This window comes from Pseudomonas sp. Irchel s3b2 (assembly GCF_900187445.1).
In the GTDB taxonomy this organism is placed as follows: Bacteria; Pseudomonadota; Gammaproteobacteria; order Pseudomonadales; family Pseudomonadaceae; genus Aquipseudomonas.
Map to the genome: position 1 here is coordinate 74,020 of NZ_FYEB01000017.1, position 24,475 is coordinate 98,494.

A 24,475-nucleotide genomic window follows, 5' to 3' on the forward strand; every position below is an offset into this window, starting at 1 on the left:
ATCCCAACGAGACATCTGCATGCTCAATTACCTGTGGTTTTTCCTCGCCGCGCTGTTCGAAATCGCTGGCTGCTTCGCCTTCTGGATGTGGCTGCGCCAAGGTAAAAGCGCGTGGTGGATTATCCCGGCGTTGCTCAGCCTGATCTTGTTCGCGGTGCTGCTGACGCGGGTCGAAGCGAGCTACGCCGGCCGCGCCTATGCCGCCTACGGTGGCATCTACATCATTGCGTCGATCGGCTGGCTGGCGGTGGTCGAGCGGATTCGTCCACTGGGCTCGGACTGGATTGGTGTGGCGCTGTGTGTGATCGGGGCGAGTGTCATTCTGTTTGGCCCGCGCTTCTCTGCTTCCTGAAGGATCGGTCCTTCATTTAACCGGTTTGTCAGATGCGTCCGTCAGGGCGATGCATTCTGTGCCGTAGGGCAAGACTGTTTTGCTGCCGTTGCATTGAAGGCCCGTCGTGTACCGGGCATCTTCAAGGGCCGGTAACCCTGAAGGATGAATGCCATGCTTGTACTTAGTCGCGTTGTGGGCGAGTTGATTTCCATTGGTGACAACATCACCGTGCGGGTTCTCGCCGTGAACGGAAGCAGCGTGCGTTTCGGTGTTGAAGCGCCACAGCAGGTCAACGTACATCGCGCCGAAGTCTATGAGCGCATCCAGGTCCAGCAGGCCAGAGCGAAAGCTCGTTAAGGGCCTCAGTCGAACAGATGCTTGGGCACATCGTGCTTGAGCATCAACTGGCATTGCTCGCTTTCCGGATCGAAGACAATCAACGCCTGGCCTTTGGTCAATGCCTGACGAACACGCAAGACGCGGGTTTCAAGCGGTGTGTCATCGCCGTTGTCCGTGCCGTCACGGGTCACGAAATCCTCGATCAGGCGGGTCAGCGTGTCGACTTCAAGTTGGTCATGGGGAATCAGCATAAGGCACCTCGGCTAAACAATGGCGCGATGCTACGGCGAATGGGCGTTTGCGGCTAGCCTGGGGCTCATGTGGTGCCTGATCTATCGCCTTCGCGGGCAAGTCGGATCGCCGCACCGCTCGCTCCTACAGGTACGTGGCGCGCGGGATATTACTCTGTAGGAGCGAGGCTTGCCCGCGAAGGCGATAGACCAGACACCCAATACCTCAACCAAAGAATCAGCCCTCCGAACGCTGACCCACCAAACTATCCACCGACGGTACCCGGGTATCACTTTCCATCTGCGTCTCGTGTTCGATCTGGTGACTGAACCGGTCCAGCGATCCCTTGGCCGGTTGTGCATCGCTGTCGAATACCGGCGGGCTGAGGATGTAGGCGCCAAGCAGGCGGCTGAGGGCGGCGAGGCTGTCGATGTGGGTGCGTTCGTAGCCGTGGGTGGCGTCGCAACCGAAGGCCAGCAGGGCGGTACGAATGTCGTGGCCGGCAGTGACCGCCGAGTGAGCATCGCTGAAGTAATAGCGGAACAGGTCACGGCGCGCCGGCAGTTCGTTGTCGCTGGCCAAGCGCAGCAGGTGGCGCGACAGGTGATAGTCATAAGGCCCGCCGGAATCCTGCATTGCCACGCTCACCGCGTGTTCGCTGGAATGCTGGCCGGGCGCGACCGGCGCGATGTCGATGCCGACGAATTCGCTGACATCCCAAGGCAAGGCCGCCGCCGCACCGCTGCCGGTTTCTTCGGTGATGGTGAACAGCGGATGGCAGTCGATCATCAGTTCTTCGCCGCTGTCGACGATGGCTTTCAGCGCCGCCAGCAGGGCGGCAACGCCGGCCTTGTCATCGAGGTGACGGGCGCTGATGTGGCCGCTTTCGGTGAACTCCGGCAACGGGTCGAAGGCAATGAAATCACCGACGCTGATCCCCAGCGAATCGCAATCGGCGCGGGTGGCGCAGTAAGCGTCCAGACGCAATTCGATGTGATCCCAGCTGATCGGCATTTCATCCACGGCAGTATTGAACGCGTGCCCGGAAGCCATCAGCGGCAATACGCTGCCGCGGATCACGCCGTTGTCGGTGAACAGACTGACGCGGCTGCCCTCGGCAAAACGACTGGACCAGCAACCGACCGGCGCCAGGGTCAAGCGACCGTTGTCCTTGATCGCGCGAACCGCCGCGCCAATGGTGTCCAGGTGCGCGGAGACGGCGCGGTCCGGGCTGTTTTTCTTGCCCTTGAGGGTGGCGCGCAGGGTGCCGCGACGGGTCATTTCAAAGGGAATGCCCAGCTCTTCGAGGCGCTCGGCGACGTAACGCACGATGGTGTCGGTGAACCCGGTAGGGCTGGGAATGGCGAGCATTTCCAGCAGGACTTTTTGCAGGTAATTGAGGTCCGGTTCGGGCATTTTGCGGGTCATGGAAACTCCTGATGAAGTGAGAGCTGATCGTTCCCACGCTCTGCGTGGGAATGCAGCCAGGGACGCTCTGCGTCCCAAGCGATTGCTGCGCGTCCGAGGAGTCATTCCCAGCGGGAGCGTGGGAACGATCATGAGGGGGCTAGACCACCGGCTGACTATGCGCAAACAACAAATCCACAAACCGCTCGGCCGTCGGCTGCGGTTCATGGTTGGCCAGCCCGGCGCGTTCATTGGCTTCGATAAACACATACTCCGGCTGGTCAGCGGCCGGCACCATCAGGTCGAGCCCGACCATCGGAATATCCAGTGCCCGCGCCGCGCGCACTGCTGCATCCACCAAGGTCGGATGCAAAATCGCGGTGACGTCTTCAAGCATGCCGCCGGTATGAAGATTCGCCGTGCGTCGTACGAACAGGTGCTCACCGGCCGGCAGAATGCTGCTGTAGTCATAACCCGCCGCCTGCAACGTACGCTGGGTCTCATGGTCCAGCGGAATCTTGCTTTCACCGCTGGTCGCCGCCTGACGGCGACGGCTCTGCGCCTCAATCAGCGCGCCGATGGTATGTTGACCATCGCCCACCACTTCCGCCGGCCGGCGAATGGCGGCCGCGACCACTTCGAAACCGATCACCAGAATCCGTAAGTCGAGGCCTTCATGGAAGCTTTCCAACAGCACTCGACTGTCGAATGTGCGGGCATTTTCAATGGCTTGCCGGACCTCTTCGAAGGTGCGCAAATCCACCGCCACCCCTTGGCCCTGTTCACCGTCCAGCGGTTTGACCACCACCCGTTGGTGCTCATCGAGAAACGCCAGATTGTCGTCCGCGCTCCCCGCCAGTTGCTGGGCGGGCAGTTTAAGACCGGCGTTTTTCAGTACCTTGTGGGTTAGACTTTTGTCCTGACACAACGTCATGCTGATGGCGCTCGTCAGATCGCTCAGTGATTCGCGACAACGTACCCGACGGCTGCCGTGAATCAGGGTAAACAGGCCAGCCTGGGCGTCATCCACCTGCACTTCAATACCGCGCCGGTGAGCCTCCTCGACGATGATTCGCGCATACGGATTGAACTCGGCTTCCGGGCCGGGGCCGAGAAACAGCGGCTGATTGATGCCGTTCTTGCGCTTGATGGCGAAGGTCGACAAGTTGCGAAAACCCAACTTGGCGTAAAGACTTTTCGCCTGACGGTTGTTGTGCAGCACCGACAGGTCAAGGTAACTCAGGCCACGGCTCATGAAGTGTTCGATCAAGTGCCGCACCAGCACTTCACCGACGCCTGGGCGGGAACATTGCGGATCGACCGCCAGGCACCACAGGCTGCTGCCGTTTTCCGGGTCGTTGAAGGCCTTGTGATGATTCAGGCCCATGACGCTGCCGATGATCGCGCCGCTATCCTCATCTTCGGCCAGCCAATAAACCGGGCCGCCCTGGTGATGAGGCGTCAGCAAACTCGCATCAATCGGCAGCATGCCGCGCGCCTGATACAGCTGATTGACGGCCTGCCAGTCCGCTTCACTTTGCGCCCGACGGATGCGGAAGCCGCGAAAAACCCGGGTGGCCTGACGGTAATCGCTGAACCACAAGCGCAAGGTGTCGGACGGGTCGAGAAACAGCTGAGCCGGCTCCAGCCCCAGCACTTGCTGCGGCGCGGCAACGTACAAAGCGATGTCGCGCTCACCGGGCTGCTCATTGAGCAGTTCTTGGGCAAGGCTCGCTGCATCGGGAAAGGTATGGCCGATCAGCAACCGGCCCCAACCGCAATGCACCGCGATTGGCGCGGCGCCCAATTCACTGCCGTCTTCGGCCAGGCGCGCCTGCAAGCGTTCGTAGGAGGGCGCCTGACCGCGCAACAAGCGTTGGCTATAAGCCGTGGCGTGAGGTTTCATCGATCAGATTCCTTGTTCACTGAGCCACAGGTTCAGGGCCGCCAATTGCCACAGCCTGGAGCCGCGCAACGGGGTCAACTGGCCTTGCGGATCGGTCAGCAGGCGGTCGAGCATGGCGGGGTTGAACAGGCCACGATCCTGACTCGGATCGAGTAGCAGTTCACGCACCCAGTTCAGCGTATCGCCCTGCAAATGTTTGAGGCCGGGGACCGGGAAGTAGCCTTTTTTGCGGTCGATCACTTCACTCGGAATGACCAGGCGCGCCGCTTCTTTCAAGACGTGCTTGCCGCCATCCGGCAATTTGAATTTACCCGGTACTCGCGCTGACAACTCCACCAGGCGATAGTCGAGAAACGGCGTGCGCGCTTCCAGTCCCCAGGCCATGGTCATGTTGTCGACCCGTTTGACCGGGTCGTCCACCAGCATCACGGTGCTGTCCAGGCGCAGGGCTTTGTCCACAGCTGCATCGGCACCGGGCTGGGCGAAATGTTCCTTCACGAAGTCGCCGGCCGCGTCGTTGGTCGTTAGCCATTTCGGCTGCACCGTGGCGGCGTAGTCGACGTAGCTGCAGTCGAAAAACGCCGCGCGATACGCCGCGTACGGATCGCTCGCACCGTCCACCTGCGGATACCAGTGATACCCGGCGAACAGCTCGTCCGCGCCCTGGCCGCTTTGCACCACCTTGCAGTGCCTGGCCACTTCGCGAGACAGCAGATAGAACGCGATACAGTCATGACTGACCATCGGCTCGCTCATGGCGCGGAATGCCGCGGGCAATTGCTCGATGATCTCTTTTTCATCGATGCGCAGTTGATGGTGCTGCGTGCCGTAGTGTTTGGCGATCAGGTCCGAATATTGAAACTCGTCACCACGCTCGCCGCCGGCATCCTGAAAACCAATGGAAAAGGTCGACAGGTTTTCGACCCCGACTTCGCGCAACAGGCCCACCAGCAAACTCGAATCGACGCCACCGGAAAGCAGCACGCCGACATCCACCGCCGCCCGCTGACGGATCGCCACCGCTTCACGAGTGCTGTCGAGCACGCGGTCGCGCCAGTCATCGAAGGTCAGATTCTGCTCGTCGGCGTGTGGACCGTAGGGCAGGGTCCACCAGGTTTTCTGCTCGGTGGTGCCGTCCGCTTCGATGCGCATCCAGCTTGCCGGAGGCAGTTTCTCGATGCCCGCCAGCAAGGTGCGCGGCGCCGGGACTACCGCATGGAAGTTCAGATAATGATTGAGCGCCACCGGGTCGAGGATCGGGTTGATGTCGCCGCCCTTGAGCAATGCCGGCAGGGCCGAGGCAAAGCGCAGGCGTTGACCGGTGCGCGACAGGTACAACGGCTTTACGCCGAGACGGTCGCGGGCAATGAACAAACGCTTGGCGTCGCGCTCCCAAATAGCGAAGGCGAACATGCCGTTGAGTTTGGGCAACAAGGCTTCGCCCCAGGCGTGATAACCCTTGAGCAGCACTTCGGTGTCGCCGCCGGAATAGAAGGCATAACCGAGGCCTTCCAGCTCGGTGCGCAGTTCCGGGAAGTTGTAGATCGCGCCGTTGAAGGCCAGGGACAAGCCCAGTTGGTTGTCGATCATCGGCTGTGCCGAGCCGTCCGACAGGTCCATGATTTTCAGGCGCCGATGGCCCAGGGCAATCGGCCCCTGACTGTGGAAGCCCCATGCATCAGGGCCGCGAGGGGCCAAGTGATGGGTGATTCGTTCAATGGCTGCGAGGTCCGCAGGTTGATGGTCGAAACGTAATTCTCCAGCTAATCCGCACATAAGTCCTTACCGGTTTTTCCGTTGGGGAGGGTCAATCGATACGCGCCAAAAACGGCGGGTACTCGGAAACTGACCCATGTGAATCCCTGGAGTTTTAGACCGATAAGTTATAAGGCTGCGTGTCAGGCTTTTCCGCGGATCAATTGGCGGAGGGCAAAACGGTTGGGATGGCAGGCCTCGGCCACTGTTTTTGGCAGCGGCAACGGTTCGTTTTCAAGCCATGCCGCCAATAGCTCGCCAGCCAACGGCGCGGTGATCAAACCGCGAGAGCCATGACCGCTGTTGACGTAAAACCCCTCAAGCCATGGGCAGGGAATATCGGGCACTTGCCGGGCATCTTTGCTCAGCGCGGCATAGGCCTCGGCGAAGGCGATTGGTTCGGCCAACGGTCCGACGATCGGCAGATAATCCGGGCTGGTGCAACGGAACGCCGCGCGTCCTTCAAGCTGCTGCGGGTCCAGGTCTGGAACATGCAGACGCGCGACCAGGTCAGTGGAGATTTCTTCGAGCAACGCCAGGTTGCCGAGGTGTTCGGCGACGGTCGGGGTCAGCTCATCGCTTTTGAAATCGAAGCTGGCGCCGAGGGTGTGTTCGCCCAGGCGAGCGGGTGCCACATAGCCTTCGGCGCAGACGACGGTCGCCAGGCTCTGGCTTTCGGAGGTTTGCGCCAGTCGGGTGATCTGCCCGCGAATGCGTTTGAGGGGCAGGTCGGCGCTGTGTGGAAAACGCTTGATCTCGGCGGCGCCGGCCAGAATCACCACGGGCGCGCTGGCCAGCAGTGCATTACCGTCCCAGGCCTGCCATTGATCATCGACCTTGCGCAGTTCCAGCACCTCGCGATGGGGCAGCCACTGGATGTTCGTTGAGGACGCCTGCCACTGGCACAATGCGGGCGGATGAACCCAGCCGCCTTCAGGGTAGAACAGGCCGCCGTGTTCCAATTCGATGCCGGCCCGGGCCTGGGCCTGGGGTTGATCGAGCAGGTGCACCAGGCTCGGTGAAAAGGCCGCGGCCAATTGCGCCTGACGCTCGGCTTCCTTGGCATTGAAGGCCAGTTGCAAGACTCCGCAATCGTCCCAGTCGACACCACGCTGCAGTTGTTCCAGCAGACGCCGGGTGTAGCCAAAACCGCTGACGATCAATTGCGACAATGCCGTGCCATGGGCCGAAAGCTTGAGGTACAGCACGCCCTGAGGATTGCCCGAGGCTTCCTGCGCCAGTGCCGCGTGACGGTCCAGCAGGCTCACTTGCCACCCCCGCGCGGCGAGGCTGGCGGCACTGGCGCAACCGGCCAGCCCGGCACCGATCACCAGGGCGCGGCGTTCGCCGGTCAGCGGCTGTGGGCGAGCAAACCAGGGTTTTGTCGCGGCAGGCAGGGTTACGTCTTCAGGCCAACCGAGGAACGTGCCCCGCAGAATTTCCCATTTATGGCCGATGCCTGGCGTGCGCTTCATCTTGAAGCCCGCCGCGTTCAACAGGCGCCGTACCCAGCCGGTGCTGGTGAAGGTGCTGATGGTCGAGCCGGGGGCCGCGAGACGAGCCAGTTCGGCAAACAATTCGGCGGTCCACATGTCGGGGTTTTTCGCCGGGGCGAAACCGTCGAGAAACCAAGCATCGATCTGCGCATCCAGTTGCGGCAACTGCTCCAGCGCATCGCCGATCAGCAGGGTCAGGGTGACGCGGCCATTGCCCAGCACCAGGCGCTGAAAGCCTTGATGGATCGCCACGTATTGCGCCAGCAATTGATCGGCGAATGGCTTGAGTTCTGGCCACAACGCCAGGGCTCGTTGCAGATCGGGCGCGCTCAGCGGGTATTTTTCGACACTGACAAAATGCAGCCGCGCACCGGCCACCGCATGCTGTTCGAACAACTGCCAGGCACAGAGGAAATTCAGCCCGGTACCGAAACCGGTTTCGCCAATCACCAGTCGACCATCCGCCGACAATGCGGCGAAGCGGTCGCGCAAATCGTTTTGCTCCAGAAACACGTAGCGGGTTTCTTCAAGGCCCGACAGGTCGGAAAAATACACATCATCGAACACCCGCGAGCGTGGGCGACCTTGGTCGTCCCAGTCGAGCTGGGCGTGGGGCAATACAGGTTTCATGGCAGGCTCGGCAACGGCAAGGAGGCCATTCTAGCCGATCGCCGCAGCGGTGCTTGATCCAACTGCAGGAGCGAGGCTTGCCCGCGAAGAACGATGACGCGTATTACCTGAAAACCACGGTGCATTCTTCGCGGGCAAGCCTCGCTCCTACAGGTTTTGGGGCAAGCCCCCTCGCCACAAAAGCTTCTCAGGGAATTTCTCTGATGACCACCTGCCCAATCCGCTAGTCTTGCTCAATCCTGGAAGGAGCCGCTCCATGTTCGAATCTGCTGAAATCGGTCATGTCATCGACAAAGAAACCTATGAAGCCGAAGTGCCAGCGTTGCGTGAAGCCTTGCTCGAAGCGCAGTTCGAACTTCGCCAGCAACAGCGCTTTCCGGTCATCATTCTGATCAACGGCATCGAAGGCGCCGGCAAGGGCGAGACGGTCAAGTTGCTCAACGAATGGATGGACCCGCGCTCGATCGAGGTCCGCACCTTCGATCAACAGACCGACGAAGAACTGGCGCGACCGCCGGCGTGGCGCTACTGGCGAATGTTCCCGGCCAAGGGCCGCATGGGGATTTTCTTCGGCAACTGGTACAGCCAGATGCTGCAAGGGAGGGTTCATGGTTTGTTCAAGGATCCGCGACTCGATCAAAGCATCAACGGAGCCGAGCGACTGGAAAAGATGTTGTGCGACGAAGGCGCGCTGATCTTCAAGTTCTGGTTTCACCTCTCCAAAAAACAGATGAAAACACGGCTCAAGTCGCTGGCCGACGACCCGCTGCACAGCTGGCGCATCAGCCCGCTGGACTGGCAACAATCCGCGACCTATGACAAGTTCGTGAAGTACGGTGAACGGGTGCTGCGCCGCACCAGCCGCGACTATGCGCCGTGGCATGTGATCGCCGGCGTGGACGCGCGCTATCGCAGCCTGGCGGTCGGCAAGATCCTGCTCGAGGGCCTGCAGAACGCGCTGAAGAGGCCCAGGATTCACCCGGACAAAGTCAGCGCCGCGCCCTTGTTCCCCAGTGTCGATCAGTTCAACCTGATCGACAGCCTGGACTTGACCCTGCACCTGGACAAGGACGACTACGAAGAGCAACTGATTACCGAGCAGGCACGGTTTTCCGGGTTGATGCGCGACAAGCGCATGCGTCGCCACGCGTTGATCGCGGTGTTCGAAGGCAACGACGCGGCAGGCAAGGGCGGGGCAATTCGTCGAGTGGCCGCGGCGCTCGACCCACGCCAATACAACATCGTGCCGATCGCCGCGCCTACCGAGGAAGAACGGGCGCAGCCATATCTCTGGCGGTTCTGGCGGCATATTCCGGCGCGAGGAAAATTCACCGTGTTCGACCGTTCCTGGTATGGCCGGGTGCTGGTGGAGCGCATCGAAGGCTTTTGCAGCAAGGCGGACTGGATGCGCGCCTATGGCGAGATCAACGACTTCGAAGAGCAGATCGCCGATGCCAGAGTGATCGTGGTCAAGTTCTGGCTGGCCATCGACAAACAGACGCAGATAGAGCGTTTCAAGGAACGCGAGCAGATCCCTTTCAAGCGCTTCAAAATCACTGAAGATGACTGGCGCAATCGCGACAAGTGGGACGACTACCGCGTCGCAGTCGGCGATATGGTCGATCGCACCAGTACCGAGATATCGCCGTGGACGCTGGTGGAAGCCAATGACAAGCGCTGGGCGCGGGTCAAAGTCCTGCGCACCATTAATCAGGCGCTGGAAGAGGCCTTCGAAAAATCCGACAAACGCGAGCAGAAACTGCAAAAACGCAAGCGCTGAACCGATGGCTACGCATACGCGGGGTGAATGATTGTCGCGGTCAGTCATAGGGTGGACTTATGCTCGGTCCAACTCCTGACTGACAACAACAATGAGGTGTATGCCATGCGTGAAGTGGTGATCGTCGACAGCGTACGGACCGGCCTGGCCAAATCCTTTCGCGGCAAGTTCAACATGACCCGTCCGGACGACATGGCGGCCCACTGTGTCAATGCGCTGCTCACGCGCAATGACGTCGACCCGGCCAGCGTCGAGGATTGCATCGTCGGCGCCGGCTCCAACGAAGGCGCCCAGGGCTTCAACATCGGTCGCAACGTCGCGGTGCTGTCGCACTTGGGCATCGGCACGGGTGGCATGACCCTTAACCGCTTCTGTTCGTCGGGCTTGCAGGCCATCGCCATTGCCGCCAATCAGATCGCTTCGGGGTGCAGCGACATCGTCGTCGCCGGTGGCGTCGAGTCGATCAGCCTGACCCTGAAAAGCGTCAACACCGACAACCTGATCAACCCGCTGCTGAAAGAGCAGGTGCCGGGCATCTATTTCCCCATGGGCCAGACCGCCGAGATCGTCGCGCGACGTTACAGCGTCAGTCGCGAAGAGCAGGACTTGTACGCCCTGCAAAGCCAGCAACGTACCGCCCAGGCGCAAGCTGCCGGGTTGTTCAACGATGAAATCGTACCGATGGCGGTGAAATATCGCGTTGAAGACAAAGCCACCGGCCAAGTGCAGATCCTTGACGGCATCGTCGATCACGACGACTGCAACCGCCCGGACACCACCCTGCAAAGCCTGGCCGGGTTGAAACCGGTGTTTGCCGAAGACGGCTCGGTGACCGCCGGCAACTCGTCGCAACTGTCCGACGGCGCTTCGATGACCCTGGTGATGAGTCTGGAAAAAGCCCTGGCACTGGGGCTCAAGCCCAAAGCCTTCTTCCGCGGTTTTGCCGTGGCCGGGTGCCAGCCGGACGAGATGGGCATCGGCCCGGTGTTCTCGGTGCCGAAGTTACTCAAGGCCAAGGGTTTGCAGATTAGCGACATCGATCTGTGGGAGCTCAACGAGGCGTTCGCCTCGCAATGCCTGTACAGCCGCAATCGGCTGGAAATCGACAACGACAAATACAACGTCAACGGCGGCTCGATTTCCATCGGCCATCCGTTCGGCATGACCGGTTCGCGTCAGGTCGGGCACATCGTGCGTGAACTGCAGCGACGCAATTTGCGTTACGGCATTGTCACCATGTGCGTGGGGGGTGGGATGGGGGCAACGGGGTTGTTTGAGGCGGTGCGGTAAGTACCCTGGTTTATGTAGCGACTGTTGCATTGCCATCGCGGGCAAGCCCGCTCCCACAGTAATTAGCGGCGATCACAAATACTGCGAACGCCACAAACTGTGGGAGCGGGCTTGCCCGCGATTCAGGCGACGCGGTTTACCGGCTCGTACACAAAACCTGCATCCGCTCGATATACGCCTGAATCTCACGCTTCGCTGCCTCCCGGTTTTCAAACGGCCCCTCCAGGGTCAGTTCCCGGGTGGTGAAATACAGCTCACCATTGACACGACACAACCGCTCACAGCGGAAGTGCATGGCGGGGGCATTGTCCTGGGCGCGCATGCCATACATGGGCGATCTCCTGCGGATGACGGTTTCCATGAGCTTATGCATGAACCACTTGCCATGCCTGGCCAGCTGATCGACGGCATATCGTCAACGTTATGGTACGACCTGCACAGTTTCATTCGCGGCCCGTTGGCAACTGTCCCTGTGTCGCGCCTTGGTCTAAGCCTAGAATGACCGTTTTGCCAATCGGCTTCGGGGTCAGCATGCATATTTCATCGGGTCGCTGGGTTTATGGTCTGTGCCTGGCCTTACTGACCGCGTTGCTGTGGGGAATCCTGCCGATCAAGCTCAAGCAAGTGCTGCTGGTGATGGACCCGGTGACGGTGACCTGGTTTCGCCTGCTAGTGTCCGGCGGTTGCCTGTTCATTTATCTGGCAGCGACCAAACGCCTGCCGAGTCGCAAAGTCCTCGGCCCGCGCGGTGGCTGGCTGGTGTTGATGGCGGTACTCGGACTGGTCGGCAACTACGTGCTGTACCTGATGGGCCTGAACCTGCTCAGCCCCGGCACCGCACAGCTGGTGGTGCAAATGGGGCCGATCATGTTGCTGATCGCCAGTCTGTTCGTGTTCAAGGAACGGTTCAGCGTGGGGCAGGGGATTGGCCTGTTGGTGCTGCTGATCGGCTTTGCCCTGTTTTTCAATCAGCGCTTGAGTGAACTGCTCACCTCCCTGACCGATTACACCGCTGGTGTGCTGATGGTGCTATTGGCATCCACGGTCTGGACCTTCTATGCCTTGGGCCAGAAGCAGCTGCTCACGGTGTGGAATTCGCTGCAGGTGATGATGGTGATTTACCTGTTCTGCGCGCTGTTGCTGACGCCATGGGTGCATCCGCTGGAGGCGCTGCAATTGAGTCCGTTGCAAGGCTGGCTGCTGCTGGCGTGCTGTTTGAACACCCTGATCGCTTATGGCGCCTTTGCCGAAGCCCTGGCCCATTGGGAAGCCTCGCGGGTCAGTGCGACGCTGGCGATCACGCCGCTGGTGACCTTTGCCGCCGTGGCCATAGCCGCGTGGTTATGGCCGGAGTATGTGCAGGCCGAGCAGATCAATGGCCTGGGGTATGGCGGGGCGGTGTTGGTGGTGTTGGGGTCGGCGCTGGTGGCGTTGGGGCCATCGTTGATGGCCGGGCTCAAGGCGCGGCGGGTGCGGATGGCGGCCAGTTAGACCGCGTTATCGTTGTTCGCGGGCAAGCCTCGCTCCTACAGGTCATGTGCCGAATCGACACAAATCCTGTAGGAGCGAGGCTTGCCCGCGAAGACAGACTGTCAGGCGCTAAATCACTTTCAGATTCACCCCTGCTTGCCAGCCTCCAGCATATCCTCCGGCCTCACCCACGCATCAAACTGTTCATCCGTCAGATACCCCAACTGCAACGCCGCCTCACGCAAGGTCAGTCCTTCGCTATAAGCCTTCTTGGCAATCTCCGCCGACTTGTCGTAGCCGATATGCGGATTCAGCGCTGTCACCAGCATCAAGCCACGCTCCAGGTGCTCGGCCATCTTTTCGGCATCCGGTTCCAGGCCGGCGATGCAATGCTGCTGGAAGTTGCTGCAGCCATCGCCCAGCAAGCGGATTGATTGCAGCAGGTTGTGGATGATCACCGGTTTGAACACATTCAATTGCAGGTGGCCCTGACTGGCGGCAAAACCGATGGCGACGTCGTTGCCCAATACCTGACAGGCCAGCATCGATAGCGCTTCGCACTGAGTCGGGTTGACCTTGCCGGGCATGATCGAGCTGCCCGGCTCATTGGCCGGCAGTTTCACCTCGGCGAAACCTGCTCGTGGTCCCGAGCCCAGCAGGCGCAAGTCGTTGGCGATTTTCATCAGGGTCACGGCGAGGGTTTTCAGCGCCCCCGACAGCGTGGTTAGCGGTTCATGGCCGGCCAGGGCGGCGAACTTGTTCGGCGCGGTGACGAACGGCAGGCCGGAGAGGGCGGCCAGTTCAGCGGCAATCGCTTCGCCAAAACCGTGGGGCGAGTTCAATCCGGTGCCGACCGCGGTGCCGCCCTGAGCCAGCTCACAGACGGCCGGCAGCGCGCTGCGGATCGCCCGTTCGGCGTAATCCAGTTGCGCGATGAACGCCGAAAGTTCCTGGCCGAAGGTCATCGGCGTGGCGTCCATCAAGTGGGTACGACCGGTCTTGACCAGTTTCATGTGCCGCGCGGACAACTCCGCCAACCCGCCAGACAACTCGCTGATCGCCGGCAGCAAATGCCGCTGCACCGCCTGAACCGTTGCTATGTGCATGGCCGTGGGAAAGCAATCGTTGGAACTCTGGGAACGGTTGACGTGATCGTTGGGATGCACCGGCGTCTTGCCGCCGCGCGGGTTGCCGGCCAGTTCGTTGGCGCGACCGGCGATCACTTCGTTGACGTTCATGTTGCTCTGGGTACCGCTGCCGGTCTGCCAGACCACCAGCGGGAACTGATCGTCATGGTCGCCGTCGAGCACTTCGTCGGCGGCCTGTTCAATAAGCCGGGCGATGTCGGCGGGCAGGTCGCCATTGCGATTGTTGACGCGCGCCGCGGCTTTCTTGATCAGGGCCAGGGCGTGCAGAACCGCCAGCGGCATGCGCTCGTTGCCGATGGCGAAGTTGATCAGCGAGCGTTGCGTCTGAGCGCCCCAGTAAGCGTCATCCGGGACTTCCACCTGGCCCAGGCTGTCGGTTTCGATACGGCTCATCATGCACACTCCTGTAGGTCTGATAGCGCAGTTTAGGCCGTGATCGCCGGTCGTGGTTCCATCAGTCTGGAATTTGACCGTTCAACCCCTCTAAATCAGGTGCGACAAGGCTTGGGGTTGAGTGACACACTTTTTTAGGTGCAGAATGGACGCCCTTGAGGTTTTGCCTCGCCTGCTAGAAAAGGAAACTCGATGACTCGTCTTCGTGCCATCTGTACCGCGGTTGCACTGGTTTGCGCCAGCGGCCAGGTTTTTGCCGATACCGCCAGCCACAACGCCAGTGCCGAAGCTTTCCTGACCCTGGCGCACGCTGACAAACTGGGCACTCCGGTGTACATGCAAGTGCAGCAAATGTTCGCTCAGCGCTTTGAACAGACCAAAGCCCCTGAATCGAAAAAAGCCCTGCTGGAAACCTACCAGGCCAAGGCCAACGCCGCTCTGGACGCAGCCATTGGCTGGAACAAGCTGAAGCCGGACATGGTCAAGCTCTACACCACCAATTTCAGTGAATCCGAGCTCAAGGATCTGGTTGCTTTCTACAAGTCGCCACTGGGCAAGAAAGTCCTGGAAAAAATGCCGCAGCTGACTCAGCAATCGGCCCAGATGACCCAGGCCAAGCTGGAAAGCGCGGTACCTGTGGTCAACAAACTGCTGGCTGACATGACGGCCGAGCTGACGCCGAAAGACGCGGCCGCTCCAGCCAAGAAAAAGCCATAAGCGGAGTTCGGGATGACCATGCAACAACGCATCGAATCGACGCTGGGGCTGCTACAGCCCGAGCATCTGCAAGTGCTGGATGAAAGCCACATGCACAGCCGTGGGTTACAGACCCACTTCAAGGCGATAGTGGTCAGCGAGCAGTTCGAAGGCCTCAATCGCGTCAAGCGTCACCAGAAGGTGTATGGCACTTTGGGCGAGCTGATGGGCGAGTTCCATGCGTTGGCGCTGCATACCTACACGCCGCAAGAATGGGCACGGATCGACGCGGCTCCTGCCTCGCCGACCTGTGCTGGCGGCAGCAAGCACTAACACGCCTCCCCGTAGGAGCTGGCTTGCCAGCGAAAGCAATCACAAGGACGCCTTCGCTGGCAAGCCAGCTCCTACAAAGAGCATTGTTTTTGTTAGACTACGCAACGCGCCGCTCACCCGGCGCGTTTTTTTTCGCATCCGGTTCACCCCTTACGAGGGTAGCCACCTGGAGAATTACCCATGACACAACAGATTGTCGTGGCGGCACTGTATAAGTTCGTCACCCTGGAAGATTACATCGCCCTGCGCGAGCCGCTGCTGCAAGCAATGGTCGATAACGGCATCAAAGGCACGCTGCTGATCGCCGAAGAAGGCATCAATGGCACCGTGTCCGGCAGCCGCGAAGGCATTGACGGGCTGATGGCCTGGCTCAAGAACGACCCACGCATGGACGACATCGATCACAAAGAGTCGTACTGCGACGAGCAGCCGTTCTACCGCACCAAAGTCAAACTCAAGAAAGAAATCGTCACCCTCGGCGTCGACGGTGTAGACCCGAACAAAAAGGTCGGCACCTATGTCGATCCAGAGAACTGGAATGCGCTGATCAGCGATCCTGAAGTGCTGTTGATCGACACCCGCAACGACTATGAAGTCTCGATCGGCACCTTCGAAGGCGCCATCGATCCGAAGACCACCAGTTTTCGCGAATTCCCCGACTACATCAAAGCCAATTTCGACCCGGCCGTGCACAAGAAAGTCGCGATGTTCTGCACCGGCGGCATTCGCTGCGAGAAGGCCTCGAGCTACATGCTCAGCCAGGGTTTCGATGAGGTCTATCACCTCAAGGGCGGCATTCTGAAGTACCTCGAAGAGGTGCCGCAGGAAGAAACCAAATGGCAGGGTGACTGCTTCGTGTTCGATAACCGCGTGACCGTGCGCCACGACCTCAGCGAAGGTGACTACGATCAATGTCATGCCTGTCGTACGCCTGTCAGCGTGGAAGACCGTGCATCCGAGCATTATGTGGCCGGCATCAGTTGCCCGCATTGCTGGGATAAGCTGAGCGAGAAAACCCGTCGCAGTGCCATCGACCGGCAGAAGCAGATCGAACTGGCCAAGGCGCGCAACATGCCGCACCCGATCGGTTACAACTACAAGCAAACCCCTTCCGAGGCTTGAACCATGTCTGCACGTCGCCTGCTCTATGTGATGGATCCGATGTGTTCCTGGTGCTGGGGTTTTGCCCCAGTGGCCAACGCGCTGGTCGAGCAGGCGCAGGCAGCGGGGGTGGACGTGCATCTGGTCGTCGGCGGTTTGCGCACCGGCAGCGGCTCAGCGCTGGAGCCGACCACTCGGCGCTACATCCTTGAGCATTGGCAGGCGGTCACCGAGGCCACCGGCCAACCGTTCAAGTTCGAAGGCGCGTTGCCTGACGGGTTTGTCTACGACACCGAGCCTGCGTGTCGGGCGCTGGTGACGGCGCGCAGCTTGGCGCCGGATTGCGCGTGGACACTGCTCGGGTTGATCCAGCATGCGTTCTACGCTGAAGGTCGCGACGTCACCCACGCCAGCGTATTGGTGGAACTGGCGGAGCAAGCCGGTTTGCCGCGCATCGAATTCGCCGCCGCGTTCGACCGTGCCGATATGCACGCCGCGACCGCTGCCGATTTCACCTGGGTCCAGGACCTGGGCATTGCCGGTTTCCCGACCTTGCTGGCAGAGCGTGATGGTCAATTGGCGTTGCTGACCAATGGGTATCAACCTCTTAGTGTGTTGTCACCGTTGCTCGGCCGCTGGCTGGAGCGCGCTGCCTGTGCATGACCTGCCCGACGACGTTCCAGCCCCTGCACCTGTCGACCGTCTGAGCTGGGCGGAAATCCGTCGCTTGGCCCTTCACCATAAAAAATCCCTGTGGATCGCCAACGGCGTCGCCGTGTTGGCGACGCTGTGCAGTGTGCCGATCCCCTTGCTGTTGCCGTTGCTGGTCGACGAAGTACTGCTGGGCCACGGCGACGCCGCGCTGAAAATCATGAACCACGCGCTGCCCGATGTCTGGCAGAAAGCCGCGGGTTACATTGGTCTGATGCTGCTGGTGACCCTGGCGCTGCGTTGCGCCGCGCTGTTGTTCAACGTGGTGCAGGCGAAATTATTTGCGGCGCTGGCCAAGGACATCGTGTATCGGATTCGGGTGCGGCTGATCGAGCGGCTCAAATGTATCTCGCTGGGCGAATACGAAAGCCTGGGCAGCGGCACGGTGACCACGCACCTGGTCACCGACCTCGACACGCTGGACAAATTCGTCGGTGAAACTCTCAGTCGTTTCCTCGTGGCCATGCTGACGCTGGTGGGCACCGCCTCCATTCTGATGTGGATGCACTGGAAACTCGCGCTGCTGATCCTGCTGTTCAATCCGCTGGTGATCTATGCCACGGTGCAGTTGGGCAAACGGGTCAAACACCTGAAGAAACTCGAGAACGACAGCACCTCGCGCTTTACCCAGGCCTTGACCGAAACCCTGGATGCGATCCAGGAAGTGCGCGCCGGTAACCGTCAGGGCTTTTTCCTCGGACGGCTGGGCCAGCGAGCGCGTGAAGTACGCGATTACGCAGTGAGCTCACAATGGAAAACCGATGCATCGAACCGTGCCAGCGGTTTGCTGTTCCAGTTCGGCATCGATATTTTCCGCGCCGCGGCCATGCTCACCGTGCTGTTTTCCGACCTGTCCATCGGCCAGATGCTGGCGGTGTTCAGCTACCTGTGGTTCATGATCGGTCCGGTGGAGCAACTGCTCAACCTGCAGTACGCCTTTTACGCCGCCGGCGGTGCGCTGTCGCGAATCAACGAGCTGCTGGCCCGCGCCGATGAGCCGCAATACACCAGCAGTGTCGACCCGTTCCAGGGGCGCGACACGGTGGGCATCGAAGTGCAGGGGCTGAGTTTCGGCTACGGTGACGAGTTGGTGCTGAACCAGATGAACCTGTCGATTGCCCCCGGTGAAAAAGTCGCGATAGTCGGCGCCAGTGGTGGTGGCAAAAGCACCTTGGTGCAGTTGCTGCTGGGCTTGTACACGCCGCTGGCCGGCACCATCCGTTTCGGCGGTTCGACTCAGCAAGAGATCGGCCTGGAAACCGTGCGCGAAAATGTCGCCGTGGTCTTGCAACATCCGGCGCTGTTCAACGACACCGTGCGGGCCAACCTGACCATGGGTCGCGAACGCAGCGACGAAGCCTGCTGGCAGGCATTGGAAATTGCTCAACTGCATAACACGGTGCGTGAATTGCCCAACGGCCTGGACAGTATTGTCGGGCGCTCCGGTGTGCGTTTATCCGGCGGGCAGCGTCAGCGTCTGGCGATTGCGCGAATGGTGTTGGCCGAACCCAAAGTGGTCATCCTCGACGAGGCCACGTCCGCCCTGGACGCAGCCACCGAATACAACCTGCACCAGGCACTGGCGCGGTTCTTGAGCAACCGCACCACGCTGATCATTGCGCACCGGTTGTCGGCTGTGAAACAGGCCGACCGAGTGCTGGTATTCGATGGTGGGCAAGTTGCCGAGGATGGCGACCATCAGCAATTGATTGCCGATGGTGGATTGTACGCCAAGCTTTATGGGCATTTGCAGCAACACTAGATGAGTGCCACAGCAAGCTCAGGGCGCTTTTCCCGGCAAGGATTAACCCATGAGGACGAAGCCCGGTCCTGAAGTGCTGGGACTATGCTGCTGTTTGAGCAGGAGCTTCCCCGGCTTGCCTAGAGTGAGAACCCATCCTAGTCTAGCGGTAGCGTTTTCGTCCGGACGACGATCGAGCAGTGTCAAGACAAGGGACCTCATGAAGCAAAAAAGGACTCTCGGAACCCCTCGGTTGTTGGGCATCGTCTGGCCTTTTATCGCCGTCGTGTTGTTCCAGGCACTGTTAGGAGGCGTCAGCCTTTACGTTCTTTCGGCGGTTCGCGGCTACGTCGGCGGTGAAAGCCTGTGGTCCAAGGGCCAGAAAGACGCCATCTATTACCTCAATCTCTACGCCGACAGTCGCGACGAAACGATTTTTCTCAAATATCAGAATGCGATTGCCGTGCCTCAGGGCGGCCATGAGTTGCGTCTGGCGCTGGATCAACACCCCCCTGATATCGAGGCGGCGCGAATCGCGATCCTCAAGGGCGGCAATCACCCAGACGACGTTTCCAGCCTGATTTGGCTGTACCTCAATTTCCGGCACTTCAGTTACCTTGAAAAAGCCATCGAACTCTGGGCAGTCGGTGATGCGTACCTGGTGCGACTCGATGATGTCGCGCGCGAGATGCATCAGCGCATTGCCGATAGCCAGGTCACCGATGCCGATGTCAAACGCTGGAGGGACCAGATTTTTGCCATCAACGATGGCGTGACGCCTGCCGCCAAAGCGTTCAGCGATGCCTTGGGTGAAGGCTCGCGGATGATTCTCCGGCTGCTGTTGGTGACGAACCTCGCCACCGCGCTGGGTTTGATTGTGTTGGCCCTGTTGCGTACCCACAAACTGCTCAAGCAGCGTCATGCCTTCGCCGATGCCTTGCAGTTGGAGAAAGACCGGGCGCAGATCACTCTGCAATCGATTGGTGACGGGGTGATCACCACGGACGTTGAGGGCGCGATCGCCTACATGAATCCGGCTGCCGAGGCCTTGACTCACTGGAAGGCCGAACAGGCGGTGGGGTTGCCGTTGGCAGCGCTGTTCAATCTGCTGGACGAGAACGCCCAGGCTGACGGTTTTACCTTGATCGAGCACATTTTGAATGGTCAGCTCAGCGGTGGCAGCGAGCATTCCAAGCTGATCCAGCGCCTGGATGGCAGCACGGTTTCGGTCACTCTGGTCGGCGCGCCGATCCGCAACGCCGGCAAAGTCAGTGGCACCGTGCTGGTGCTGCATGACATGACCCAGGAGCGGCAATACATCGCCACGCTGTCTTGGCAGGCGACTCATGACGCCCTGACCGGACTGGCCAACCGCCGCGAGTTCGAATATCGCCTCGAACAGGCCCTGCATAACCTGACGCGCCAGGCGGGGCGTCACGCCTTGATGTTTCTCGACCTGGATCAATTCAAACTGGTCAACGACACCTGCGGTCATGCGGCGGGCGACGAACTGTTGCGGCATATCTGTGCGTTGTTGCAATCAGGTTTGCGCGAAGGTGACACCTTGGCGCGATTGGGTGGCGACGAGTTCGGCATTCTGTTGGAAAACTGTGCGCCGGAAGCGGCCGAGAAAATCGCCGAAGGCCTGCGCCAGACCGTGCAGAACCTGCACTTTGTCTGGAAAGGCCGGCCGTTCGTGACCACCGTGAGTATCGGTCTAATGCATGTGGCCCAGAGTCCGGCCACCCTTGAAGCTTCGCTGCGTGCCGCTGACATGGCCTGCTATATGGCCAAGGAAAAGGGCCGCAACCGGGTTCAGGTCTATCACGCCGACGATTCGGAGCTGTCCCTGCGCTTTGGCGAGATGGCCTGGGTGCAGCGCCTGCACGTGGCGTTGGAAGAAGACCGCTTCTGCCTGTACGCTCAGGAAATCGCGCCCCTTGGCGCTGGCGAGCAGGGCCGCGGGCATATCGAAATCCTGCTGCGCCTGCATGACGAAGCGGGACGCATGATCTTGCCGGACAGTTTCATTCCGGCCGCCGAGCGTTACGGTTTGATGACGTCGATTGACCGTTGGGTGGTGGAGAACGTTTTCAAGGTAATTGCCCAATGCATCGCGCAAGAGCGCGAAGAGCCGTTGGCCATGTGTGCGATAAATCTGTCAGGTATTACTATCGGAGATGAGGCGTTTCTGGACTTCCTTCGTGAACAGTTTGTTGCATACTCAATTCCGCCTGAAATGATTTGTTTTGAAATCACAGAAACCAGCGCCATTTCAAATTTGCCTAGTGCAATTAGATTTATCAATGAACTCAAAGGCTTAGGTTGTCATTTTTCACTAGATGACTTTTGCGCCGGTATGTCCTCATTCGCTTACTTGAAACATTTACCTGTAGACTTCCTGAAGATCGACGGGAGTTTCGTAAGGGATATGCTGGACGACCCGATTAACCGCGCTATGGTCGAAGTGATCAATCACATCGGTCATGTGATGGGTAAGCGCACGATTGCCGAGTTCGTTGAAACACCTCAGATCGAGCAGGCATTGCTGGAGATCGGGGTGGATTACGCTCAAGGGTATGTGATTGAACGCCCGCATCTGTTTACCCTGGATAGTCTGCAAAGTCGTCCTGCCCGGCCCAGACCTTTATTGTTCAAGGCGCCAGGCACGTTCCGTTGAAACTCTTGCCGATCTAAAAATCACAATCAAAAGGAGCGCGACAGTGATCGACATATTCAACAGAACCGGACCACTCATGGAAGCTGCAAGTTATCCCGCCTGGGCTCAGCAACTGATCCAGGATTGCAGCGAGAGTAAGCGCCGGGTAGTCGGACACGAACTGTATCAACGTATGCGAGATAACAAACTCAGCGCAAAAACCATGCGTCAGTACCTTATTGGTGGCTGGCCGGTGGTCGAACAGTTCGCGTTATACATGGCACAGAACCTGACAAAGACCCGTTTTGCGCGTCACCCTGGCGAAGACATGGCGCGTCGCTGGCTGATGCGCAACATTCGCGTCGAATTGAACCATGCCGATTACTGGGTGCATTGGAGCCGTGCTCACGGTATCAGCCTGGAAGATCTGCAAGCCCAACGGGTGGCCCCTGAACTTCACGCCTTGAGCCACTGGTGCTGGCACACCAGTTCGTCGGATTCGCTGATCGTGGCCATCGCCGCCACCAACTACGCGATCGAAGGGGCGACCGGAGAGTGGTCGGCCGTGGTTTGCTCCAATGGTGTCTACGCGGCTTCATTCCCCGAGGAGGACCGCAAGCGGGCCATGAAGTGGTTGAAGATGCACGCCCAGTATGACGATGCCCACCCATGGGAAGCGCTGGAAATCATCTGCACCCTGGCAGGCATGAACCCGAGCAAAGCGCTGCAAGTGGAATTGCGCCAGGCTGTCTGCAAGAGTTACGACTACATGTATCTGTTCCTGGAACGTTGCATGCAGTTGGAACTGGCAGGGAAAGCCCCGGTAGCCCGTGAGCGGATGGCATTGGCCGAAAGCTGATCTGAAGGTTACGCAAGACAACTGTAGGAGCGAGCTTGCTCGCGAAGGCTGCTTAACATTCAACTGAGAGGGTGAATGTCAAACCGCTTTCGCGAGCAAGCTCGCTCCTACATTGGTTATGCGGCGTTGCTGAAATATCAGCCCGCCATCGCCAGGCGATTACGCCCCTCGCGCTTGGCCACATACAGGGCACTGTCGGCCCGTCGCAGCAGACTCTCGGCAGATTCGCCGGGCAACAGCGTCGAGCAACCGATACTGACCGTCAGCTCGATCATCTTGCCCTCGGCCACATAGTCCTGAGCTTGCGCCGCAAACCTCAGCCTTTCACCGACCATGGCCGCGGCCTCGCGGCTGGTGTTGGAAAGCAGGATCAAAAATTCTTCGCCACCAAACCGAAAAACCATGTCGACGTTGCGCAACTGGTTTTTGATCGAAGCTGCGACGGCCTTCAGTACGTCATCACCGGCACTGTGCCCGTAGGTGTCGTTGATCTGTTTGAAGTGATCGATGTCCAGCATCAGCAGTGAAAGAGGCTGCGAGTGTCGCTGCGACATCTCGATTTCCCGATGCAGCGTCTGATCCATAGCGATGCGGTTGCCCGTGTCGGTCAGCGGGTCGCGCAGGGCGCTTTGGGTGGCGGCACGGTAGAGCAAAGCATTGCGCATTGGAAAGAGAAGCGCTGACAGCAGCGACTCCAGATGGCCTTGCTCTTCATCGCTGAAGCGTTGATTGCGCCGGAACACCAGCTCACCCAATTGCTCACCTTCATGGCTGAGGCTGTAGCTGATTGAATGATGACCCCGCGCGCCGAATAGCAGGCGCAAGTCACTGGGCTGATGCTCATAACTCAAGGCATCCAGCGGCACAAGGCGCTGAATTTCGCGGAAGAAAAGCCCGAGAATGCGTTGCGGCTCAAGACTGGTTTGCAGTTGCAGGCCCAGCTCCTGACGCAACTGCGCAAGACTGACGGGCCGCTCCAGGAGGGGAGGCTGCTGACCAAAGCCCAGGCGTTGCAATTTGGCATTGTCGAAGTCAATTGCGTTGGTCTGGGAAGGTGATTTCATATGGCGTGAGCCCCTAAGCAGTAAGGCTGTCTTACAGGCTGGGTGAGAGCGGCTTTGGGCTGCGCGTCATACTGGTCCATCAGTCCCGTAGGACATTTGGCACGAGTTTAGTCCGCTTTGCCGAAGATTAGTAACCTCCCGGCTCAAGCTCCGCCTCGTCTGCTTTCACACGGCGTGTCTGAACAAAATTAGAGCGAAAGTCATGCCATTCGGTTCAGTCGTATAAAAAAGTGTTCTAAATCAAAAAGATGGAGGTTTTTACGAGGGATGTCAGTGGGAGCGCTGACATTTATTTGACTTGAAATAGAGATGGTTACCACGACTTTGAATGCCGCGGCGGGAATCCGTCGCGGCACAAAAGCGACGCACGGGCGTTATTGGGCGTTGAATGCCTGACCATTGATGCCGGTACTGTCCGGCCCCATCAGGTAAAGGTAGACCGGCATGATTTCCTCGGGTGTCGGGTTGTTCAGCGGGTTTTCACCGGGGTAGGCCTGAGCGCGCATGCTGGTGCGGGTGGCGCCGGGGTTGATGCTGTTGGAGCGTACCGGTGCCACTGTGTCCACTTCGTCGGCCAGGGTTTGCATCAGGCCTTCGGTAGCAAACTTGGAAACGCCGTAAGCGCCCCAGTACGCACGACCCTTGCGACCGACGCTGCTGGAGGTGAACACCACCGAGGCGTCCTGAGACAGCTTGAGCAGCGGCAACAGGGTGCTGGTGAGCATGAACATGGCGTTGACGTTGACGTGCATGACGCGCATGAAGTTCTCGCCGGACAACTGCTCGATCGGGGTCCGGGGACCGATGATGGATGCGTTGTGCAGCAAGCCGTCGAGGTGGCCGAACTCGGTCTCGATCATGGCTGCCAGTTCATCGTATTGATGGGGCAGGGCTGTTTCCAGGTTGAACGGGATCACCACCGGCATTGGATGCCCGGCCGCTTCGATTTCATCGTAGACCTGAGTCAGGTTGGCTTCGGTCTTGCCCAGCAACAGCACGGTGGCGCCGTGGGCCGCGTAGGTTTTTGCGGCGGCAGCACCGATACCACGGCCAGCGCCGGTGACCAGGATGACCCGGTCCTTGAGCAATTCGGGATGGGCGGAATAATCAAACATGAAAAACCTCAACACAA

At 59.7% G+C, this 24,475-nt stretch carries 21 protein-coding genes; 12 read left to right on the forward strand and 9 right to left on the reverse strand.

Features of this window, described 5'->3' with window-relative positions:
* The first annotated feature begins 19 nt into the window (after positions 1 to 19).
* Together CKW20_RS25440 and csrA are read left to right on the forward strand one after the other, a co-directional pair.
* A complete protein-coding gene (locus CKW20_RS25440; protein WP_063341152.1) occupies positions 20 to 352 on the forward strand; it encodes a YnfA family protein in 333 nt (110 codons plus the stop codon).
* 153 nt (positions 353 to 505) lie between these two features.
* Complete coding sequence (csrA, locus tag CKW20_RS25445) at positions 506 to 691, forward strand: carbon storage regulator CsrA (protein WP_095055343.1); 186 nt, start codon at positions 506 to 508, stop codon at positions 689 to 691.
* A 5-nt stretch (positions 692 to 696) separates the two neighbouring features.
* Here csrA and CKW20_RS25450 read toward each other — a convergent pair whose 3' ends face one another.
* The 5 genes from CKW20_RS25450 to mnmC all read right to left on the reverse strand — a co-directional run bounded on the left by CKW20_RS25450 (position 697) and on the right by mnmC (position 8,098).
* Entirely contained in the window at positions 697 to 924 is a 228-nt protein-coding gene (locus tag CKW20_RS25450) for a YheU family protein (protein WP_003199186.1), read from the reverse strand.
* A 217-nt stretch (positions 925 to 1,141) separates the two neighbouring features.
* On the reverse strand, positions 1,142 to 2,332 hold the full coding sequence (locus CKW20_RS25455) for an osmoprotectant NAGGN system M42 family peptidase (protein ID WP_095055344.1): 1,191 nt from the start codon (positions 2,330 to 2,332) through the stop codon (positions 1,142 to 1,144).
* A gap of 139 nt (positions 2,333 to 2,471) precedes the next feature.
* A complete protein-coding gene (gene ngg, locus CKW20_RS25460) occupies positions 2,472 to 4,217 on the reverse strand; it encodes an N-acetylglutaminylglutamine synthetase (RefSeq protein ID WP_095055345.1) in 1,746 nt (581 codons plus the stop codon).
* A gap of 3 nt (positions 4,218 to 4,220) precedes the next feature.
* On the reverse strand, positions 4,221 to 5,993 hold the full coding sequence (locus CKW20_RS25465) for an N-acetylglutaminylglutamine amidotransferase (protein WP_095055346.1): 1,773 nt from the start codon (positions 5,991 to 5,993) through the stop codon (positions 4,221 to 4,223).
* 122 nt (positions 5,994 to 6,115) lie between these two features.
* Positions 6,116 to 8,098: a bifunctional tRNA (5-methylaminomethyl-2-thiouridine)(34)-methyltransferase MnmD/FAD-dependent 5-carboxymethylaminomethyl-2-thiouridine(34) oxidoreductase MnmC gene (mnmC, locus tag CKW20_RS25470; RefSeq protein ID WP_095055347.1), complete on the reverse strand. Its 1,983-nt coding sequence runs from the start codon at positions 8,096 to 8,098 to the stop codon at positions 6,116 to 6,118.
* A 256-nt stretch (positions 8,099 to 8,354) separates the two neighbouring features.
* Between mnmC and pap the strand changes: the two genes are divergently transcribed.
* Together pap and CKW20_RS25480 are read left to right on the forward strand one after the other, a co-directional pair.
* Positions 8,355 to 9,878, forward strand: coding sequence for a polyphosphate:AMP phosphotransferase (pap, locus tag CKW20_RS25475; protein WP_095055348.1), 1,524 nt, complete (start codon positions 8,355 to 8,357; stop codon positions 9,876 to 9,878).
* Positions 9,879 to 9,983: 105 nt separating this feature from the next.
* Entirely contained in the window at positions 9,984 to 11,168 is a 1,185-nt protein-coding gene (locus tag CKW20_RS25480) for a thiolase family protein (protein WP_095055349.1), read from the forward strand.
* 136 nt (positions 11,169 to 11,304) lie between these two features.
* Here CKW20_RS25480 and CKW20_RS25485 read toward each other — a convergent pair whose 3' ends face one another.
* Positions 11,305 to 11,499: a DUF6316 family protein gene (locus CKW20_RS25485; RefSeq protein WP_095055350.1), complete on the reverse strand. Its 195-nt coding sequence runs from the start codon at positions 11,497 to 11,499 to the stop codon at positions 11,305 to 11,307.
* A gap of 200 nt (positions 11,500 to 11,699) precedes the next feature.
* Here CKW20_RS25485 and CKW20_RS25490 point away from each other — a divergent pair, with 200 nt between their 5' ends.
* Positions 11,700 to 12,659 (forward strand): DMT family transporter, encoded by a 960-nt coding sequence (locus CKW20_RS25490; RefSeq protein ID WP_095055371.1) that lies wholly within the window; start codon positions 11,700 to 11,702, stop codon positions 12,657 to 12,659.
* A gap of 125 nt (positions 12,660 to 12,784) precedes the next feature.
* Here CKW20_RS25490 and CKW20_RS25495 read toward each other — a convergent pair whose 3' ends face one another.
* Positions 12,785 to 14,179, reverse strand: a complete 1,395-nt coding sequence (locus CKW20_RS25495) for a class II fumarate hydratase (protein WP_095055351.1) — start codon at positions 14,177 to 14,179, stop codon at positions 12,785 to 12,787.
* A gap of 192 nt (positions 14,180 to 14,371) precedes the next feature.
* Between CKW20_RS25495 and CKW20_RS25500 the strand changes: the two genes are divergently transcribed.
* The 7 genes from CKW20_RS25500 (at position 14,372) to CKW20_RS25530 (ending at position 22,279) form a co-directional block, all read left to right on the forward strand.
* Complete coding sequence (locus CKW20_RS25500; protein ID WP_095055352.1) at positions 14,372 to 14,896, forward strand: DUF2059 domain-containing protein; 525 nt, start codon at positions 14,372 to 14,374, stop codon at positions 14,894 to 14,896.
* A 12-nt stretch (positions 14,897 to 14,908) separates the two neighbouring features.
* Positions 14,909 to 15,208, forward strand: a complete 300-nt coding sequence (locus CKW20_RS25505) for a BolA family transcriptional regulator (RefSeq protein WP_095055353.1) — start codon at positions 14,909 to 14,911, stop codon at positions 15,206 to 15,208.
* Between the two features lie 180 nt (positions 15,209 to 15,388).
* Positions 15,389 to 16,330, forward strand: a complete 942-nt coding sequence (locus CKW20_RS25510) for a rhodanese-related sulfurtransferase (protein WP_095055354.1) — start codon at positions 15,389 to 15,391, stop codon at positions 16,328 to 16,330.
* Between the two features lie 39 nt (positions 16,331 to 16,369).
* The gene (locus CKW20_RS25515) at positions 16,370 to 16,972 is read left to right on the forward strand and encodes a DsbA family protein (RefSeq protein WP_176466960.1); all 603 of its coding nucleotides are present in this window, start codon (positions 16,370 to 16,372) and stop codon (positions 16,970 to 16,972) included.
* A complete protein-coding gene (locus CKW20_RS25520; RefSeq protein WP_095055356.1) occupies positions 16,965 to 18,782 on the forward strand; it encodes an ABC transporter ATP-binding protein in 1,818 nt (605 codons plus the stop codon). The genes CKW20_RS25515 and CKW20_RS25520 overlap by 8 nt, the downstream gene beginning before the upstream one ends.
* Positions 18,783 to 18,981: 199 nt before the next feature.
* Positions 18,982 to 21,441, forward strand: a complete 2,460-nt coding sequence (locus CKW20_RS25525) for an EAL domain-containing protein (RefSeq protein ID WP_095055357.1) — start codon at positions 18,982 to 18,984, stop codon at positions 21,439 to 21,441.
* Positions 21,442 to 21,517: 76 nt separating this feature from the next.
* Complete coding sequence (locus tag CKW20_RS25530; protein WP_371857453.1) at positions 21,518 to 22,279, forward strand: TenA family transcriptional regulator; 762 nt, start codon at positions 21,518 to 21,520, stop codon at positions 22,277 to 22,279.
* Positions 22,280 to 22,416: 137 nt separating this feature from the next.
* Here CKW20_RS25530 and CKW20_RS25535 read toward each other — a convergent pair whose 3' ends face one another.
* Complete coding sequence (locus tag CKW20_RS25535; RefSeq protein ID WP_095055359.1) at positions 22,417 to 23,343, reverse strand: GGDEF domain-containing protein; 927 nt, start codon at positions 23,341 to 23,343, stop codon at positions 22,417 to 22,419.
* A gap of 374 nt (positions 23,344 to 23,717) precedes the next feature.
* Positions 23,718 to 24,458: a YciK family oxidoreductase gene (locus CKW20_RS25540; protein WP_030128748.1), complete on the reverse strand. Its 741-nt coding sequence runs from the start codon at positions 24,456 to 24,458 to the stop codon at positions 23,718 to 23,720.
* Between the last annotated feature and the right edge of the window lie 17 nt (positions 24,459 to 24,475).